The following is a 17610-nucleotide window of genomic DNA, read 5'->3' as shown; positions in this document are numbered from 1 at the left end:
AATGTTTTTTAGTAAATCTGTCTCAGAAAGAAGAGAAATGATACTTAATGGAGATATTTTCAAAACTCTTTTAATGCTGTCAATTCCAACAATGCTTATGGCCTTAGTTCAGTCACTGATTCCTCTTTCTGACGGATATTTTTTAAATAATTACGGTGGAGTTCTTGTAGCAGGTGCTGTTACATTTTCTCAACCTGTAATTAATATTTTAATTGGACTTTCTCAAGGACTTGGAGCTGCATCAATGGCTATTATTGGCCAGTATAATGGCAGAAATGACACAAAAAGAGTAAAACATTTTTCTTTGCAGATACTTATGTTTTCTCTAGTAATTGGAGTTATTATTGCTCCTATTTGTGTATTAATTGCATTTTTTCTAGCAAAAAGCGTAAATCCAGAAGTAGCTCCATATATTTTTAAATACTTATCTTTATACTCTCTTGTAATGCCTCTTCTTTTTTTAGCTGCAATATTTAATGCAATTAAAAATGCTATGGGACAGCCTGAGGCGACATTTATTAGAATGATTATTCTACTTATTTTAAAGATAATATTTAGTGTAGTATTTTTAAAATTTTATAAACTTGGAATAGTTGGTGCAGTTCTTGCATCTTTTTGTTCTTATTTTATAATTGCAATTTGGATGGTTTATGATTTATTCATAAAAAAATCTGAAATGAAACTTTCTCTTAAAAACTTTAAATTTGATTTTATAGCAATAAGAGAAGTAGTGCATCTTGCAATACCATCTATGCTTTCCTATATGTTTGTATCTCTTGGATTCTTTTTAATTAATATGGAAGTTCAAGGATATGGACCAAAAACTTTAAATGCAGCAGGAATTGCATCAAATATAAACTCATTATCATTTACAATACCAAGTTCTATTTCAACAACTGTAACTACTATGGTTTCTATGAATGTTGGAACTTCTAATGGAAAAAAAGCAAAAAAAGTTATGTATAAAGGACTTTTATTAGCATTTATTTTAAGTGTTATCATTGTTACATTTTTCTATCCAGGTGCTCCAAAACTTGTTAATTTGTTTCAAAAAAACACAAATGATCCTGAGATTATTAAAATTGCAACAAGCGCATTAAATGTATATACATTTTCTGTTTTTGGATTTGCTCCATATATGATAGTACAAGGTGCATTTATTGGTCTAGGTAGAACAAAAGCTCCTCTTATAATGGGAGTTTTAAGAGTTTGGCTATTTAGATTTATATTTATACTTGTCTTTAAGGCAAGACTTGGAGTTAAGGCAGTTTTCTGGGGGAATTTATTCTCAAATTATATGGCAGCTATAGTATTTTTAATAGCTATTCAATTTATCCCTTGGAAATCTGTAATCTTAGATGAAGAAATTACTAAAAAGAAAAAGAAGGCTTAGCCTTCTTTTTTTCTTAACCTACTCCAAAATCAGTTATTTCAAATAATACTTCGATTCTTGGATCTTCTTTTAAATAATAATATTTATTGACAAACCACTTAACTAGCTCATCATCTCTTTTAATACTTGTGTTATTTTCTTCAAAAATATTTACAGTTGCTCTTTCAAAATGATTTTGAATAATTTCCATATCCCTATCTATCATTTCTTTACTTTGTCCCTTTATTCCAACCATTATACAAGGAGAGTCAAAATATTTTTCAACTTCTCTATAGTCTTCAAAATAAGCACCCTTTTTTAAGACATTATTTCTAAAATCATTATCAAAAGTTTCAATACCTATTTTAAAAGTTATTGGAACATTAAAATATTCTCTTATTTCATCAAGTCTATCTTTATAAATATAATGTGCTTCAAAGAAAAGATGTTTTATATTTTTTTCTTCTACAACTTTTTTGATACTTTTTTTAGTGTGTTCTGTAAGTTCAAAAACAGATGCAGAATCAATTACTTCTAAAACTCCAAATTCTCCCGTTACATTTTTTAAAATCTCATCATTTAATTCATCAATAGACTTTTCATCTGAAGAATTATCTAAAATATAGTCACAAAAGGCACATTTTCCCCAAAAACAAGGCTTTGCCTTTAAAAGAACAATTTCTCTTTCGCATTTTTCTGTAATTTTTGAGTATCTAACTAAATCTTCCATTTAATCATCTCTTTACTTAATTTTCTAGTGAATTATAACATAGAGTATTTTTAAAGTCTAGAAATAAAAAAAGATGCCTTAGCATCTTAATTAAATTCATCAATTAAAATAGAAACTTTATTTCTTTCTATTGAATATCCTTCACTTGTATTTATTACTACAAGTTTATTTACCCCTTCATACTTTATATTAAAGTTTAAAATTTTTGCAATATCATTTAATTTATAATAATTATATCCCTTAATATGATAGGAATTTAAATCTAATACTTCTTTATCTAATAAAATACTTCCTGTAAAAGCATTTGCTAGGGCAATATCATCATAAATTACAAAATCATCCTTTGATGAGTAATTTTCGCCACTTATAAGATATATTTCATTATTCTTTACATTATAATTAACATTAAATTTTTTGTTTGTATTTCTAAGCGCAAAGGCAATATCTCTTATTCTATAATAATTTTCTCCACTAATATTATATGTTACAATATTTGATGTTAAGCCATTTACCTTTACTTGTTGATATCCAATTTTTGCTTCATTAGACTTTGCAATAGCAGTTGTATTAATGAATATACAAATTAAAAATACAAATATATATGTAAATTTCTTATTCATTTCATATCCTCTTCTCATCTTTTCCTTAATTATAACACATAGTCATCACATTTTAAAATATTTATCAAACGTTTTCTTGTTAAGATAATCTTACATTTTTATTAATAAATATTAAAATTTCATTAATGTAGCTAATTATCACACTTTAGAGCAAAATCCCCTTTAAAATACCTCTTAAAACTAATTTTTTATCTTCATTATAAAGATGAGATTCTATGATTACATGGTTTTTGCCATTTTTTTCAAATATATCTAAAACTTTACTTTCACAAGTAATTTCCTCATCAGTATATACTTTTTCTATAAAATCAAATTCCATATTATATCCCAATACATTATATTCTCCACCTATTTTATTTGTAAGTGTAGCTGTTAATATTCCCTGATTTAAAAGTTGTCCCCTTTCATTTTCTTTTTCATGATGTATTCCAAAAATCCAATTATATTTCCAATTTCTTTTACTTCTTCTTTTGTAAATTTCTTTTTATATATAATAACTTGATTTTTCTTTAGTTTTTTATTCATTATTATCACCTTGGTTTTATATACCCAATAAAAAAGAGTGGCATTATACCACTCTTAAAAATTTAGATTTATTTATTTTCTTTTTCTTTTTTGTAGTTTTCTGCAACTTCATCTTTTGCTTTTTTAACAAAGGCAAAAGCTTCATCTTCTACATCAAATATAATTTGTTCTTTTTCAGAGATTTTCACATCTCCACCAATATATATTGTATAGTCTGTTGAGTCTTTTACTGCTTTTATTTCAATAGTTCCCTTTGGTTGTTTTAAACTCATTTCAAATACATCATCATCTATATTACGAGTTAGATATGTTGCTACTGCAGCAGATCCTGATCCACAAGAGTTTACTTTTTTGAAATTATCTCCATCTTCTATATATATATATGGTATCATTGAAGAATTTTCTCTATCTAAAAATAGTGCTCCAAGTGATGGTAGATCATAAATTGTCTTTAATTCACGAATTAGCTCTTTTGCTTTTTCTTCACTTGCCTTTTCATTTTCAACAATTACATGAGCAGTTCCTTCATAAACTACTGCTGTATAGTCTTTTCCATTCATTTCAACTACTGCAATTTTTTCAGCTCTTGGCATTTCAACTATTGCAGTTTCTTTATCCATATCAACTTCTACAAATGTAGGGCCTTTACTTCCACTTACATATACTTCAACTTTTTGCTTTCCTGTAAGTCCATCACATAATGCTGAATAATATCCATATGCTCTAGTTGCATTTGCACAAAATTCTTTTCCCATCATATCTAGTCTAAGTGGTTTATCTTCATAACTTGGTGCAATAAATCCAACTTGTTCTATATTATAATCATCTATTACTTGCATTATTTTATTGCCATAAGGTATTCTAAGTCTTGGATCTACTGGATATACAACAAATGCTGTCATATTTCCAGATGCCTCTGCAATAATTAAATCTAAATTCACTTTCTTCATTAATCACAACTCCATTTTAAATATTTTTTCATTATTTTTATAGATTCATTTGGTTTTAGCATTCCTAAAAGTCCCATTGCTGATAATATATAATAATCATCTGAAAAATACTTTGCTGTCTTTGGAGTTAGTATAAGAGAGTCTTTATTATTTTCTACTGCACTTAAAATTTCTTTAGGATTTTTAGAGTTTATTATAACTCCACCTGTGCCTATAATTGTCAAAACATCTCTTAAATTTTTTCCCTTTTGATAATATATATATCTTCCATTAGAATATTCTTTTCTAAGCTTTCCACTATGTCTTTTTATTGCAAGTTCCACAGCAGATTTTGCCATTGCTTCATCAAATAAATATTCTTCTTTACTTTTAGGTACCATTTCTATATTTTCACTTCTAATTTTACAAGAAGTATAAATCTCAGAATTAATCTTCAAGTAAGACTTTAATTTTTCTTCCCCAACTGTTTCATATAAGCTAATAGCAGAATAACGCATACCAAGATCACCTTCTACAGTTCTCTTTGCAAAAGGTTCTTCTAGTCCTTCAAATCTAGTTTCAATATCCTTTAGTTTATTTTTAGATACTGAATGTATATCTGTTGTTGCTCCACCTATATCTACTACTATTAAATCTCCTATTCCACTTTCATCTTTAGTTCCCTTTGACAAAAGTTCTGCAGCCTTTAGCACTGCAGCTGGTGTAGGAAGAAAAATACCATCAATATAATCTCTAAAAGTATCTATACCCTTCGCCTGTACTATTCTATTCATAAATATTTCTCTAATTATATTTCTTACAGGATCAGCATTTAAAATATTAACTTTCGGCATTACATTTTCAGTTATATAGTATTCTATTTTTTCTTTTTCAAAAATTTCTTCTATTTCTTCTCTGACATTTTCATTTCCTGCTACAACTATTGGAATTTTTAAATTTCTACTTGAAAGCTTTTTTGCATTAAAAAGTATATTCTTATAATTGCCACCATTGGTCCCACCAGAAAGTAATATAATATCACAATTTAGACTTTCTATTTCATCTAAATCTCTTTCACTTAATTCGTAGCTATAAGTCTTTAATATTCTAGCTCCTGCTCCAAGGGCTGCCCTTTTTCCTGCTTCAACTGTAAGATCTCTACTTAGACCTATTGAAATCATTTTAAGGCCACCTGCTGCTGATGAGCAAGCTAGTACTTTTTCAAATACAATATCTTTTTTAAATTGTTCTTTTAGTTTTTTTAAAGCACTTTTATATCCTACCATAATTCCTTCATTTATTGTTGTTATATTTTTAGTTTGTGCTAATATCTCACATTTATCTATATCTACAAGAGTTAATTTTGTATATGTACTTCCAAAATCTACTAGTAAGTAATTTGTCATTTTATCACCTATTTAAAAGATAATAAAAAGGACCTGTCTTTGCAAGTCCCTTTTAAATTTAAGCTATTTTATTTTCTACTTCTCTTAGTATTTCATCTGCTTTTGTTTCAATATCATCTAAGATTTCGTCCATTTTTATTTTTAAATCTTCTACAAATTCCTTGTCTTTTATTGACAAAAGATTTATCTCTACATTATAAAAAGCTCCACTTATTGCAAGTTTTGTATTTAATACTCCTACTGCAACATCTGTAATTGCATTAGTATTGCCCTTTTTCACAAGAACTTGTGCAATATCAAAAAGCTCTAGGGCTTTTTTGCCAACTTCAAAGGGAACTATTGCAGCTTTTTTATATCCTTCTTGAATTTTTTCACTTCTTTTAATTTTGTCTTCTTCGCTTTCCTTTGGCATTTTAAAAGCTTCCATAACTAAATTAAAAGAATTTGCATCTTCATCAACACTTTTTAAAAATTCATCTTCATAAACTTTACATTTTTTTGCAATTTCTTTCATTTCAATATGATAGTCTTCATATTTTTTACTATTAATAGTTAGATTTGCAACCATTTCAAGAAGTGCAGCTCCCTGTGCTGCTGCAAGTGCTGATACTGCTCCTCCACCAGGTGCTGGTGAAGATGATGCTGTTTCGTATACAAAATCTTTTACACTTAAATCAATTAACATAATTCCTCCTAGAAAAGTCCACTCATTTTTCCAAATTTATCTACATCCATATTTAGTGCAGCTGGTACTTTTGGAAGTCCTGGCATTACCATAATATTTGAAGTTTCACAAACTATAAATCCTGCTCCTGCAGATACTCTAACTTCTTGAACAGTTATATCAAAGTCTTTTGGTGCTGATAGTTTTGTTGGATCATCTGAAAATGAAAATTGTGTCTTTGCCATACAAACAGGCATTTTATCAAGACCTAGTTCTTCAAGTTTTTTGATTTTTTTCATAGCTGATGATGTAAATACTGCTTTTCTACCACCATATATTTCTCTTACAATTGTATTTACCTTTTCTTCAATTGATAATTTTTCATCATATATTGGTTTGAAATTGCTTTTTTCTTTATCAAGTACTTCTACTACTTTATTTGCAAGATCTATAGTTCCATCTCCACCATGTGCCCAGCACTGACAAAGTGATACTTCTGCACCTATTTCTTCACACATATTTATTAAAGTTTTAATTTCTTCATCACTATCTTGAACAAATTTATTTACAGCTACTATTACTGGTACTCCAAATTTTCTCATATTATTTATATGTCTTTCTAAATTTGAAAATCCAGCTTTAAGCGCCTCTACATTTTCTTCTTTTAAATTATTTTTATTAACTCCACCATGCATCTTAAGTGCTTTTATAGTTGCTACAACTACTACTGCATTAGGATTTAGATTTGCAAGTCTGCATTTTATATTAAAGAATTTTTCAGCTCCAAGATCTGCTCCAAATCCTGCTTCTGTAACTAGATAATCACTCATTTTTAGTCCTAGTTTAGTTGCTATAATTGAGTTACATCCATGAGCTATATTTGCAAAAGGTCCTCCATGAATTAGTGCTGGAGTATTTTCTAAAGTTTGAACTAAATTTGGCTTTATTGCATCTTTTAGAAGCATAGCCATTGCACCTTGTGCATTTAAATCTCCTGCTGTTACTTGATTTCCATCTAAATCATAGGCAACTAGCATTCTAGAAAGTCTTAATTTTAAATCTTCTAGATCTTCTGCAAGACAAAGTGTAGCCATTATCTCAGATGCAACTGTAATCATAAATTGATCTTCTCTTGGAAATCCACAAACTTTTCCACCAAGACCTACTACTACATTTCTAAGAGCTCTATCATTCATATCTAAAACTCTCTTCCACAAAATTTGTCTTTCATCAATTCTAAGTTCATTTCCTTGATGGATATGATTGTCTATTAAAGCTGATAGAAGATTATTTGCAGATGTCATAGCGTGAAGATCTCCTGTAAAGTGAAGGTTTATATCTTCCATAGGAACAACTTGTGAATATCCACCACCTGCAGCTCCTCCCTTAATTCCAAAAACAGGTCCAAGTGATGGTTCTCTTAAAGCAACTAGAGAATTTTTTCCAATTTTATTTAGTCCTTGAGTAAGCCCTATTGAAACTGTTGATTTTCCCTCACCTGCTGGTGTTGGTGTAATTGCTGTAACAAGTATTAATTTACCATCTTTTTTATCTTCTAGTCTGTGAATGGCATCAAAGGAAATTTTCGCTTTGTACTTTCCATATTGCTCTATTTCATCTTCTTTTAAGCCACATTTTTTTGCAATATCTACGATAGGTTCTAGTTTACTTTCTGATGCTATTTCAATATCTGTTTTTATCTCAGCCATTATAATCTCCTTATTCTTCAATTAAAAGTGTTTCAATAACTTGATCTTTACTAAGTCCATCTATTTGCATATAATAACTTGCAGAATCTATTAGTGCCTCTAATGGTATCATACCTATAAGTTCAGTATTTACAACACTTAGACCATATCTTTTAGCTTCTGATTTTACCATTTCAAGAGCTTGATATACTGCTGTTTTTTCGTAATTTACAAGATTCATAGAAACTTGAACTTGTTTTTTCTCCTCAAGAGGAAGTCCAATAGCCTTTACATATCTAAGTCCACCACCTATATGACGAACTTTCTTTGCAATTTTATCTGCAATTTCTTCATCTTCTGTATTTAAATTTACATTAAATGCAATTAGATGAAATCTTGCAGCTACTGCAGTTGCACCTGATTTTTCATTCATCTCTTTGGGACCATAATCTGGAGTCCATTCATCTTCTTTAATCTTTTCAAAAAATCCCTCATATTGTCCCTTACGAACTTTCGCAAGATTTTTTCTTTCAGGATTTGTTGCTGCCTCTTCATATAAATATACTGGTATTCCCATATCACCTATGGCACTAGCTACTGTATTTGCATACTCAATACAGTCTTTAGTATCTACTTCGCTAATTGGAATAAATGGCACTACATCAACAGCGCCCATTCTTGGATGTGCTCCTTTGTGAGTTCTCATATCTATTAACTCTATCGCAACCTCAACTGATTTTAATAGAGCTTTGATTACACTTTCAGGCTCTCCAATAACCTCTACAACAAGTCTATTGTGATCTTTGTCTGGTTGATAATCTACAAGCTTTACATTAGATACATTTCTAAAACAATCAACTATCTTATTGATTTTTTCTTCATCTCTACCCTCTGAGTAGTTTGGAATGCACATTACTCTTTTCATTACATAGCCTCCTAAAATCTAAATCCTAATTTTGAAAATACATAATAATTTATAAAAAGAAAAAGAAAATAGATTAATCTATTTTCTCAAACTAACAACTATACATAAGTAAGCTCTCAAGAAGTAAAAGATTTGTTAGTTTACCAATTCCACCAGGAACAGGACTATATGCCCCTACAAAATCATCAATACTTAAAGTATCTAAATCTCCTCGCATTTTCCCATCTTTATTTCTTGATACACCTATATCTATTATTATTGAGTCCTTTGTAAAATAACTTCTATCAAAATATTCAGCACGTCCTATTGCTGTAAAAACAATATCGGCGTTTTTTGTCTTTTCCTTTAAGTCCCTAGTTCTACTATGACAAATTGTAACAGTAGCCTCATTTTCTAATAAAATCATAGAAAGTGGTTTTCCAACCACAGAGGAATCATTTACAATAACACAATCTTTTCCTTCTAAATCTATTCCATACTCCTCTAAAAGCATAATTCCTGCCTTTGGAGACAAAGGTATAAATCCAGTTATATCTCCTGAATATACCTTTGATTTATTTATTGGATTTAAACAATCTAAGTCCTTCTTAGGAGAAAGAGATAGATTGATTTTTTCTTCATCTAAATGCTCCGGTAGAGGTCTAAAAATTATTATTCCATCTACTGAAGTATCATTATTTAAATCATCAATTAAATTTAATAAATCATCTTCTAAAATATCTCTACTTAAAATATTAGTATCTACACTTATATTAAGTGAATTTGCACTTTTTAAGATACCTCTTTCATAAGCAACATCTCCTGGATTATTTCCAAGTCTTATAGTTGCAAGTTTTGGAGACAAATTATTATTATTAATTTTATCTTTTATCTTTGTCTTAATTTTTTCAGCTAAATCATCAGATCTTAAAATATCTGTCATAATACCCCCTATATAAACTTACAATATATAGTATTATATATTAATCTTCTTTTACTACATATTGTATTATATCAGATATCTTTTAAAATTTAATCACTTCCTTAAATTAAAGTTATAAAGATTTTTCAATCTGAAATCTATTATTTATTTAGCTATTTTTCCATAAATCAGATACATTATTTAAATTTAGCTCTTCTGGATTAAACTCTGGATTTATTCCAAGTTTTTCTTGATTTTCATAATCCTTAAAAATTCTAACAGCTTGATTTCCTATTAAAATCAATGTAATAATATTTATCCAAGCCATAAGCCCATGTGCAAGATCTCCCATAGTCCATACCATATCAACAGAAGAAGTGCTTCCTAAATAAACAGATATTATAAAGGCAATTTTAAGTAATAATACAGGTTTTTTTCTCTCTCCAACTAAATATATTAAATCACTCTCTGCATATAGATAATACGCAAGAAGAGCAACAGAAGAAAAACAAAGCACTGATATTGCAATAAAACCATCTCCTATTCCTGGAAGAACTGTATTAATTGCATTAATAACATAGGCATTTCCATATTCCACATTATTCAAATTATTTACAATTAATTCTTGATTCACACCAACTACATTATAAGAATTTGTAATAAGAATCATAATTGCCGTAGTAGTACATATAAAAAATGTGCCCATAAATACTGAAAGTGCTCCAATAAAACCTTGAGTCACAGGATGCTCCACCTCAGCCGATGCCGATGTAATAGCAGAAGAACCTATCCCAACTTCATTTGCAAAAACACCTCTTTTAATACCCCAAATAATAGACTGTCCCATTATTGCACCAAAAATCGCATCACGACCAAAAGCAGATTTTACAATCAAAACTATCACCCTTGGAAACTCTGATATATTAAATGCAATTACAATAAGAGACATAATAAAATATATAATTGCCATAAAAGGAGAAATTCTTTGAGCTGTATTTCCTATTCTTTTAAGTCCTCCAATTATTATAATTCCAAGTATAGCTGAAAAGACAACTCCTGCAATCTTCATATTAAAACCAAAAGCTAAATTAAGCCCCTTTACAATATTATAAGTTTGAACTCTTGGCATTAAAAAAGTAACTGCAAATACTCCAACTACTGCATAAAATAGTGCAAAAATTCTTCCAACTTTTTTATTTTTAAAACCCTTGTCCATATAATAAGCAGGACCACCTCTATACTCGCCATTGATTTCAACCTTATAAATTTGAGACATTATCCCCTCAATCATAGCTATAGGAGAGCCAAATATAGCAAGTATCCAAAGCCAAAAAATAGATCCAGGCCCTCCAAAATAAATACCTGCTGCCATTCCTGCAATATTTCCAACACCTACGGTCCTAGCAGCTGTAAATATAAAAGACTGTAATTGATTAAGTCCCTTCTCTGAATTTTTTGATTTTGAAGATACATCTATCATAGACTTAAATCTTCTAAACTGGGGAAACTTCATCTTAAAAGAATAATAAAGACCTGTAATTAAAACTAATAAAATAAGCCCCATTCCCCAAACTTTATCATTTATTAAATTTATAATATTATCCATATGAAAAACCTCTTATCTCTAGATTATTTAAAACAATTTTAGTCTTAATATTAAAAATTACTTTATCTAATATATTACCCATACTAATCATAATAACTTCTTTTAATAATATAATGTGCTAAAGGATAAATCAACACAATAATTATCCATTCTTTTTAATTATCATATTTACCTTTTAGTAAATTTAGACTAATATAATAGATATATTACATAAAGGAGATTGTTATGATTAAAGTAGAAAAAGATTTTGAACTTTCTAATGCACTAGACAATAGAGAAAAAGACATAGTAGTTATTGGTGGACTTGCCGAAGAATTATACGACAAATTATCATCAGAAGATCCTAGAATCTATGGAGCATTATCAAGAACAGTATTTATTCCTGATTTAATGATAAATCAATATTTTGGAAGCATAGACTTATTTAATATGTTTGTACATATAGTAGATAATTATAATATTGGATACAATATGGACGAATCTAAAGTTTATCTGTCAATAATTGAAAATAAGTAAAATTTTGAATTTTCATTTATTATATGGTATGCTCTATTAAATTACTAAACTGATTTAATAGTTTGTAATCATATTGTTTCCTTGAATAAAAATAAAAAGACAAAAAAGTCTTTTTATTTTTATTACCTAATTATTATGGGTATATTACTAATAGTAGATATTTAGTAAGGAGGAGATAAAATGTTAGTTACAAACAAATTTGATCTTGAAAAGGCATTAAAAAATAAAGATAGTGAGATAATAATTGAAGGACCTTTCTCAATTAGGCTTTTTGATAAATTTAAATTAAGCGAAAACTACATAAAGAAAAGTTATTATAACACTTCTTATTTATCTCCTCTTAAAATGTATATCCTTTTTGGTGGAACAACATCTTTTAAGATCATAAGAGAACTTCGAGAAAAATATTATTTAAAAGATAATAATATTAAAATAAATCAATTGATTTTTTCAAAAATTAATGAAGAACGTTTACAGAACTAAGACTGTAAACTATAAATTAATCTATACCATATAGGTGTATAAGGAGGACTTTCTATGGTTATTATTACAACAGAAGCTGGTCTAAAAAAAGCAGTGAATAATAAAGAAGAAGAAATTCTAATTGAAGGAGATCTTGCAAATACTCTTTCTGAATCTCTAAATAGCGAAGATTATGATATTGACAAAATTCTATCCTCTAAATTATTTAAAATAACACCAAAAGTACTGAGTTTTTACAAATGTAGTGCTGAAGTAAATGCCCTTGTAAGTATTTTAAGTAATTATGATATTGTAGAAAATAATCAAAATAAAAATCTATTTAAAATTAAACTTAAAAAAAATTAAGTAAATATAATAAATCTATATTGTGCAAATGTTTTCTTTGTGTTATCATATTAATATAGATAATAGAAAATCTTTTATTTATCTATTAACAAATATAACTAAAATATTTGCTATACTACTTATAATTAACAAGGAACTTTACCCAAACTAAAGTTTCCTATCTTAATGGTAATTTTACTTCTAAAATTATCTCCTTTTTATTATTGTTGCTTTAAAAAAGAGGCTTTTAAGCCTCTTTTTTATTTTTAACATTAAATATTCTTAATAAATTCTTAAAACTTTAGCAATAGATTTTTAAAATTTTTATTGTATTATTAAATAGTAGATTGAATTTATATGAAAATATTAATATCTAATAATAAAATATCATTAAGTATTTTTCATAAATTATATAAAACAAATACATATAGATTCAAACTTCAACCCTTTGAAAATTATTAGATACAATAATAATTTATATAAAAGTTATTTTACTCTTACTATTTCACTTGTTATAGAGAATTTTTTTACTTAATTATAAATAAAATTATTGGCGTTTTATATAGTATGAAAAAAATATTAATACTTAAATCTTATACTTAAATTTCTAACAATACACTTAAGACCTATCCTTTAAAGAATAGGTCTTATTTTAATTATAAAAATATTTTTAAAAAAAGTGATAGATTTTCAAATTTCTTACGAAGTATATAGTACAAGCAAATAAATAAAAAGAAGGTGATTTATTGAAAATTACAGAAGATAATTTTATAGAAGAACTAAAAAATAAAAATGAAGATGCTCTTTATTATGTAATTGACAATTATTCATGGATTATTAAAACTATTGTCTCTAAGCATCTATTTAAAATACAAGACTATGAAGAAGAGTGTATAAATGACTGTCTCCTAGGCATTTGGAATAATATAGATTTATATAATGAGGATAAATCTAGTTTTAAAAACTGGGTTGGTGGCATTACAAAGTACAAGTCCATAGACTATATAAGAAAATACTTAAAAGATAGTGAAAATGAAAATATAGATGACTTATTTATTTCTAATAGAAAAGATAATCTTGATATCCTTCTTGAGCTTGAAGGTGAAGAAGAAATTAAGAAATCTCTAAATATGCTTTCTAAAAGAGATAAAAAAATATTTGAAGATCTATATATCAAAGGACTTTCTATTGAAGAAGTTTCTAAAAATATGCAAATAGAAAAATCCAATCTTTATAATATTCTTTCTCGCGGAAAGAAAAAACTAAAAAATAATTTAAATAGGGAGGAATTATAAATGAATAGAGATTTATACGACAAAATCAATGATGAAGATTTTGACTTCAGTAAATATGAAATTAAAAATACAAATGATTTGGAGAAGATGAAAATGAAAAAAACTTTTAAAAAAAATATTAAAAAGAAAAATAATAAAAAATATGGCACTATTGCTGCAGCTTTAATAATTGGTGTTGGAATATTCAGTACAGATTTAGGATCAGTTGTCTATGCAAAAGCTGAAGAGACACTAAATAATATTAGCTACTCTATATCTAAGGCAATTGGAGCTGATAAGGATATAGAGAAATATACAACAGTAGTAAATAGCGAAGTAACTGATAATGGCCTTAGCGTTAAATTAAATGATGTTGCAATCAATAGAGATAAATTAATGGTTTCAACTACTCTTAGACTCCCACAAGAAGTAGATGGATACCATATGGACTATGATGTTTATATTAATGGTAAAAAAGCAAAAGTTATTTCAGGAACAGGATTCTCAGAGCAAATTGATAAATATACATTTAATGAAATGATGGAAAGTAAAATTGAAAATATAAATAATGATGAAAATCTTGATATAAAAATAAAAATTAAAAAAGTTTATATCTATCAAGGTGAAAAAGAAGATAAAATTAAAGGTAACTGGAACTTTGAATTTAATACATCAGGATCAGAACTTACAAAAGATACAGTTGAATTAGATATTAATCAAAATGTTAAAATTAATGATTTAGAACTTAAATTTACTAGTTATTCAGAAAATGAATTTAGTAATCTTATTTATGCAGACTTTATAAATCCAACAAAAGATAGTTATGATTTTACACTTGTTGGAGAAGATAATCTAGGCAATAAAGTAGAATTCTTTATGCACGAACTTTTTAATGGAAAAATTACTTTTAGAAACCAATCAAAAATAAATAAAGACGCAAGTGAACTACACTTAAATATTAAATATTTAAAAATGCCTGAAGAATCTGGAAGAATAGATCATACAAAGGCAATTGATGGTGGAAATATTACTATAAAAATTAAATAAATAAAATAAAAGCCTAAAATTACTTAGGCTTTTTTTATTTTTAGAAATAAACATTATCTACCATTATACCTGGAATTGTATTATTAGCTCCAAATATTGTTTTATATGTTATATTCCCTACACTCATTCCTTCAATAGTAATATAGTCATCTTCTAATAAATTTGCAGGCAATTTATTTTTATTTATTTCTATTAAAATAATTTGATCATAATTATCATTTACTGCCATTCTATATTGATTTGATTTATCTCCTTCCATAACTTGAACTATCTTACCACTAAAAGTTACATAGGATCCCATTAATCCATTTTTATCTCTAGCTAAATCATACCATCCTATTCCAGAATTATATTTTTCTTGTTCTTTTCTTGCTTCTTCCTCTGCTACATATATATTCCATTCTTCTTCTTGTTTATCTAATCTTTCTAAATGTGGATTTATATACTCTTTATCTTCATCCTTTAATAACTCAATATTATCTCTTATTTCATCGAGTCTATCTTTTTCAAAATCTGTAAAATCAGCATAATTTTTTATAATAAAACTTTTATCTTCTTCTAATATTTTAAAATATTCTTCTTTCTTTTTTTCTTTCTCTTCTTCTTTAATGATATTATTATTAACTTTTTTAGAAATATTATTATCTTCAGGAGTTTTTACAAATATTCCAGTTAATATGAAAAAAGCCATCATTGATAAACCATAATATTTAAATACATTTTTCCTATTTATATTTTTTCCATCCCCCCATTTAATTACTGCACTTGGTTTTATTAATCCTACTATTAAACATAGTGCTGATAAAAAAAATAAACCTATAAATATATTTTCCATAATTTCACATCCTTATAATTTAATATGTATATTGCTTATTACTTTACTATAACATAGTGAGTTTCTTTTTCATAATTTTAATTATCTTTTATTTAAATATTTTATTAATTCTAGGGTATAGAATAGTCTCAAAGAGGTGTTTTATGAAAAATAAAATTTTTAATGAATCTATTAAATACTATATTCAGACTTTTATTGTAAATATATTAATTATGATACTTATTGATTTTTTATCTATTAAATATAATTTAATTTACTTTCCAATGAAATCCTTTAAAAATATCATTATAATTCAAATTTTTACAATATATATCTTTACACTAGTTCAATGTGCTGAATTTTCACAAGTATTAAAAGAAGAAGCCTAGAAAACTAGACTTCTTTTTGCCATATTAATATTGAATTTTTAAGAATATTATTTAAATTTTTCTCTCTATCATCACCAAAACCAATATCTGTATTAATATCCTTATTTAAATAATAAACTCTGTCTATCCCCTTATTTCTAGCTATTGTATCAGAATTTATATCATCTCTATTTATCTCTATATAATCCTTATTATCTATTTCTCCAAGTAAAAATAATCTATCTTCTTCACTTAAATTTTTCTTTGTTAAATTTCTCTTAGGAGATTCTGCAAAACTTTCATAATAACTAATTATAACAATATTTTCCATCTTATTATCTATATTTACATCTTCAATAGTGTGTACATTTATACCATAATAATTCTTAGCTTTAAATTTTGAATAGATATTATTATTTATATTTACTATATCAATTAAATTTTTATCATATTTAATCAAAGTATTCCTATGAAAAATCAGCTCAATAGAAGAAATAATTATAATTGAAGTTAAAATAATAGTAAGTACAATATTTTTAATCTTCTTACTCTTTAAAGTTTTTTTAATACTTTTTAAACTATTATCTCTATTCTCCCTTGGAATCACTAAATCCTCTTTCATAAGATCATATTCTTTTTTGCAATCACTACAATCTTTTAAATGGCTCTCTACAAAGTCTTTACTATCAACACTTAAAACATCATCTACATAAAGAGGCAACAAATCTCTTATTATATTGCAAATTTTATCCCTCATTCTATCTCCTCCAAATATTCCCTAATCTTTCCCTTTGCCCTATAAAAAGTAACTCTTGCCCAGCTTTCACTTTTACCAAAAATCTCTGAAATGCTTTTAAAATTTAATTCTCCAAAAACTCTCAAATAAAATACTTCCTTATAAGGCTCTTTCATCTTATGGATAAATTGGTGGATTAAAAAGGCATCTTCTTCATTTATTAACTTATCTATAAACTTTATATCAATACTTTTCTTTTCTAAAAAACTTTCATATACTAAGTTTTTATTTTTCTTATAGTGGGAAAAATATGTATTTTTTGCAATAGTAAAAAGCCAAGCTCTAATATCCTTTGAACCATCAAAGGATTCAATATTTTTTAAAGCCTTGAAGAAAGTTTCCTGTGTAATTTCTTCTGCTATATTTTCATCTTTAGACAAAGACTTAATATATAGATAAATCTCTTTAAAATACAAATTATATATTTCTTCAAATTCCATGCCTTCTCACCCCCTTATATATATAACTTTCTAAATGCAAAAACGTTACAAAATATTATAAATTTTTAAAAAAATAAATTTATAATAAAAAAAATCTACTATTTCTAGTAGATTAACTATGGTGGACACAATAGGGCTCGAACCTATGACCCCCTGCTTGTAAGGCAGATGCTCTCCCAACT

Annotated in this window: 21 protein-coding genes; 7 read left to right on the top strand and 14 right to left on the bottom strand. The window is 26.9% G+C overall.

Features of this window, described 5'->3' with window-relative positions:
- Window position 1 precedes the first annotated feature (1 nt).
- Window positions 2–1393, top strand: coding sequence for an MATE family efflux transporter (locus J2Z71_RS06510; RefSeq protein ID WP_245311198.1), 1392 nt, complete (start codon window positions 2–4; stop codon window positions 1391–1393).
- A 13-nt stretch (window positions 1394–1406) separates the two neighbouring features.
- On the opposite strand, the gene J2Z71_RS06505 is transcribed toward J2Z71_RS06510, so the two are convergent.
- From J2Z71_RS06505 to J2Z71_RS06455, 11 genes are all read right to left on the bottom strand, one after another.
- The gene (locus J2Z71_RS06505) at window positions 1407–2102 is read right to left on the bottom strand and encodes a radical SAM protein (protein WP_210061232.1); all 696 of its coding nucleotides are present in this window, start codon (window positions 2100–2102) and stop codon (window positions 1407–1409) included.
- A gap of 86 nt (window positions 2103–2188) precedes the next feature.
- Window positions 2189–2722 carry a hypothetical protein gene (locus J2Z71_RS06500; protein WP_210061221.1) on the bottom strand — a complete coding sequence of 178 codons (534 nt, stop codon included), beginning with the start codon at window positions 2720–2722 and terminating at the stop codon, window positions 2189–2191.
- A 145-nt stretch (window positions 2723–2867) separates the two neighbouring features.
- Entirely contained in the window at window positions 2868–3053 is a 186-nt protein-coding gene (locus J2Z71_RS06495) for a hotdog family protein (RefSeq protein ID WP_210061219.1), read from the bottom strand.
- A gap of 56 nt (window positions 3054–3109) precedes the next feature.
- Window positions 3110–3247: a hypothetical protein gene (locus J2Z71_RS06490; protein ID WP_210061218.1), complete on the bottom strand. Its 138-nt coding sequence runs from the start codon at window positions 3245–3247 to the stop codon at window positions 3110–3112.
- Between the two features lie 68 nt (window positions 3248–3315).
- A complete protein-coding gene (locus tag J2Z71_RS06485; protein ID WP_210061216.1) occupies window positions 3316–4197 on the bottom strand; it encodes a histidine racemase CntK family protein in 882 nt (293 codons plus the stop codon).
- The gene (gene glmL, locus J2Z71_RS06480; RefSeq protein ID WP_210061213.1) at window positions 4197–5582 is read right to left on the bottom strand and encodes a methylaspartate mutase accessory protein GlmL; all 1386 of its coding nucleotides are present in this window, start codon (window positions 5580–5582) and stop codon (window positions 4197–4199) included. The genes J2Z71_RS06485 and glmL overlap by 1 nt, the downstream gene beginning before the upstream one ends.
- A 58-nt stretch (window positions 5583–5640) precedes the next feature.
- Window positions 5641–6267, bottom strand: coding sequence for a cyclodeaminase/cyclohydrolase family protein (locus J2Z71_RS06475; protein WP_210061211.1), 627 nt, complete (start codon window positions 6265–6267; stop codon window positions 5641–5643).
- Between the two features lie 8 nt (window positions 6268–6275).
- Window positions 6276–7955: a formate--tetrahydrofolate ligase gene (locus J2Z71_RS06470; RefSeq protein WP_210061209.1), complete on the bottom strand. Its 1680-nt coding sequence runs from the start codon at window positions 7953–7955 to the stop codon at window positions 6276–6278.
- A 10-nt stretch (window positions 7956–7965) separates the two neighbouring features.
- Window positions 7966–8859 (bottom strand): glutamate formimidoyltransferase, encoded by an 894-nt coding sequence (gene ftcD / locus J2Z71_RS06465; protein WP_210061207.1) that lies wholly within the window; start codon window positions 8857–8859, stop codon window positions 7966–7968.
- A gap of 91 nt (window positions 8860–8950) precedes the next feature.
- A complete protein-coding gene (locus J2Z71_RS06460) occupies window positions 8951–9781 on the bottom strand; it encodes a bifunctional 5,10-methylenetetrahydrofolate dehydrogenase/5,10-methenyltetrahydrofolate cyclohydrolase (RefSeq protein ID WP_210061198.1) in 831 nt (276 codons plus the stop codon).
- Window positions 9782–9929: 148 nt separating this feature from the next.
- Window positions 9930–11366 (bottom strand): alanine/glycine:cation symporter family protein, encoded by a 1437-nt coding sequence (locus tag J2Z71_RS06455; protein WP_210061196.1) that lies wholly within the window; start codon window positions 11364–11366, stop codon window positions 9930–9932.
- 225 nt (window positions 11367–11591) lie between these two features.
- Here J2Z71_RS06455 and J2Z71_RS06450 point away from each other — a divergent pair, with 225 nt between their 5' ends.
- The 5 genes from J2Z71_RS06450 (at window position 11592) to J2Z71_RS06430 (ending at window position 15010) form a co-directional block, all read left to right on the top strand.
- Window positions 11592–11882 (top strand): hypothetical protein, encoded by a 291-nt coding sequence (locus tag J2Z71_RS06450; protein WP_210061194.1) that lies wholly within the window; start codon window positions 11592–11594, stop codon window positions 11880–11882.
- A gap of 180 nt (window positions 11883–12062) precedes the next feature.
- Window positions 12063–12365, top strand: coding sequence for a hypothetical protein (locus tag J2Z71_RS06445; protein WP_210061192.1), 303 nt, complete (start codon window positions 12063–12065; stop codon window positions 12363–12365).
- Window positions 12366–12419: 54 nt separating this feature from the next.
- On the top strand, window positions 12420–12710 hold the full coding sequence (locus J2Z71_RS06440; RefSeq protein ID WP_210061190.1) for a hypothetical protein: 291 nt from the start codon (window positions 12420–12422) through the stop codon (window positions 12708–12710).
- A 725-nt stretch (window positions 12711–13435) separates the two neighbouring features.
- The gene (locus J2Z71_RS06435; RefSeq protein WP_210061188.1) at window positions 13436–13984 is read left to right on the top strand and encodes a sigma-70 family RNA polymerase sigma factor; all 549 of its coding nucleotides are present in this window, start codon (window positions 13436–13438) and stop codon (window positions 13982–13984) included.
- The gene (locus J2Z71_RS06430; RefSeq protein ID WP_210061186.1) at window positions 13985–15010 is read left to right on the top strand and encodes a DUF4179 domain-containing protein; all 1026 of its coding nucleotides are present in this window, start codon (window positions 13985–13987) and stop codon (window positions 15008–15010) included.
- 40 nt (window positions 15011–15050) lie between these two features.
- Here J2Z71_RS06430 and J2Z71_RS06425 read toward each other — a convergent pair whose 3' ends face one another.
- The gene (locus J2Z71_RS06425; protein WP_210061184.1) at window positions 15051–15845 is read right to left on the bottom strand and encodes a hypothetical protein; all 795 of its coding nucleotides are present in this window, start codon (window positions 15843–15845) and stop codon (window positions 15051–15053) included.
- 143 nt (window positions 15846–15988) lie between these two features.
- On the opposite strand from J2Z71_RS06425, the gene J2Z71_RS06420 reads away from it, so the two are divergent.
- Window positions 15989–16213 (top strand): hypothetical protein, encoded by a 225-nt coding sequence (locus J2Z71_RS06420; protein ID WP_210061182.1) that lies wholly within the window; start codon window positions 15989–15991, stop codon window positions 16211–16213.
- A 4-nt stretch (window positions 16214–16217) separates the two neighbouring features.
- Here the strand turns inward: J2Z71_RS06420 and J2Z71_RS06415 are convergent, their stop codons facing one another.
- On the bottom strand, window positions 16218–16949 hold the full coding sequence (locus tag J2Z71_RS06415; RefSeq protein WP_210061180.1) for a zf-HC2 domain-containing protein: 732 nt from the start codon (window positions 16947–16949) through the stop codon (window positions 16218–16220).
- On the bottom strand, window positions 16946–17428 hold the full coding sequence (locus J2Z71_RS06410) for an RNA polymerase sigma factor (protein WP_210061178.1): 483 nt from the start codon (window positions 17426–17428) through the stop codon (window positions 16946–16948). Before J2Z71_RS06410 ends, J2Z71_RS06415 begins: the two co-directional genes overlap by 4 nt.
- Window positions 17429–17610: the final 182 nt, after the last annotated feature.

Origin of the sequence: Peptoniphilus stercorisuis (assembly GCF_017874395.1) — a bacterium.
In the GTDB taxonomy this organism is placed as follows: Bacteria; Bacillota; Clostridia; order Tissierellales; family Peptoniphilaceae; genus Anaerosphaera; species Anaerosphaera stercorisuis.
Note: the sequence above shows the minus strand (reverse complement) of the source record. Positions and strands in the feature narration are given on the sequence as shown.

Excerpts from the sequence above, each read along its gene's own strand:
- J2Z71_RS06475 (WP_210061211.1), bottom strand. The coding sequence starts at position 6,267 with ATGTTAATTGATTTAAGTGTAAAAGATTTTGTATACGAAACAGCATCA.
- J2Z71_RS06420 (WP_210061182.1), top strand. The coding sequence starts at position 15,989 with ATGAAAAATAAAATTTTTAATGAATCTATTAAATACTATATTCAGACT.
- J2Z71_RS06415 (WP_210061180.1), bottom strand. The coding sequence starts at position 16,949 with ATGAGGGATAAAATTTGCAATATAATAAGAGATTTGTTGCCTCTTTAT.
- J2Z71_RS06505 (WP_210061232.1), bottom strand. The coding sequence starts at position 2,102 with ATGGAAGATTTAGTTAGATACTCAAAAATTACAGAAAAATGCGAAAGA.
- J2Z71_RS06425 (WP_210061184.1), bottom strand. The coding sequence starts at position 15,845 with ATGGAAAATATATTTATAGGTTTATTTTTTTTATCAGCACTATGTTTA.
- J2Z71_RS06510 (WP_245311198.1), top strand. The coding sequence starts at position 2 with ATGTTTTTTAGTAAATCTGTCTCAGAAAGAAGAGAAATGATACTTAAT.
- glmL (WP_210061213.1), bottom strand. The coding sequence starts at position 5,582 with ATGACAAATTACTTACTAGTAGATTTTGGAAGTACATATACAAAATTA.
- J2Z71_RS06455 (WP_210061196.1), bottom strand. The coding sequence starts at position 11,366 with ATGGATAATATTATAAATTTAATAAATGATAAAGTTTGGGGAATGGGG.
- J2Z71_RS06410 (WP_210061178.1), bottom strand. The coding sequence starts at position 17,428 with ATGGAATTTGAAGAAATATATAATTTGTATTTTAAAGAGATTTATCTA.
- J2Z71_RS06440 (WP_210061190.1), top strand. The coding sequence starts at position 12,420 with ATGGTTATTATTACAACAGAAGCTGGTCTAAAAAAAGCAGTGAATAAT.
- J2Z71_RS06460 (WP_210061198.1), bottom strand. The coding sequence starts at position 9,781 with ATGACAGATATTTTAAGATCTGATGATTTAGCTGAAAAAATTAAGACA.
- J2Z71_RS06500 (WP_210061221.1), bottom strand. The coding sequence starts at position 2,722 with ATGAATAAGAAATTTACATATATATTTGTATTTTTAATTTGTATATTC.
- J2Z71_RS06445 (WP_210061192.1), top strand. The coding sequence starts at position 12,063 with ATGTTAGTTACAAACAAATTTGATCTTGAAAAGGCATTAAAAAATAAA.
- J2Z71_RS06450 (WP_210061194.1), top strand. The coding sequence starts at position 11,592 with ATGATTAAAGTAGAAAAAGATTTTGAACTTTCTAATGCACTAGACAAT.
- J2Z71_RS06485 (WP_210061216.1), bottom strand. The coding sequence starts at position 4,197 with ATGAAGAAAGTGAATTTAGATTTAATTATTGCAGAGGCATCTGGAAAT.
- J2Z71_RS06490 (WP_210061218.1), bottom strand. The coding sequence starts at position 3,247 with ATGAATAAAAAACTAAAGAAAAATCAAGTTATTATATATAAAAAGAAA.
- J2Z71_RS06430 (WP_210061186.1), top strand. The coding sequence starts at position 13,985 with ATGAATAGAGATTTATACGACAAAATCAATGATGAAGATTTTGACTTC.
- J2Z71_RS06470 (WP_210061209.1), bottom strand. The coding sequence starts at position 7,955 with ATGGCTGAGATAAAAACAGATATTGAAATAGCATCAGAAAGTAAACTA.
- ftcD (WP_210061207.1), bottom strand. The coding sequence starts at position 8,859 with ATGAAAAGAGTAATGTGCATTCCAAACTACTCAGAGGGTAGAGATGAA.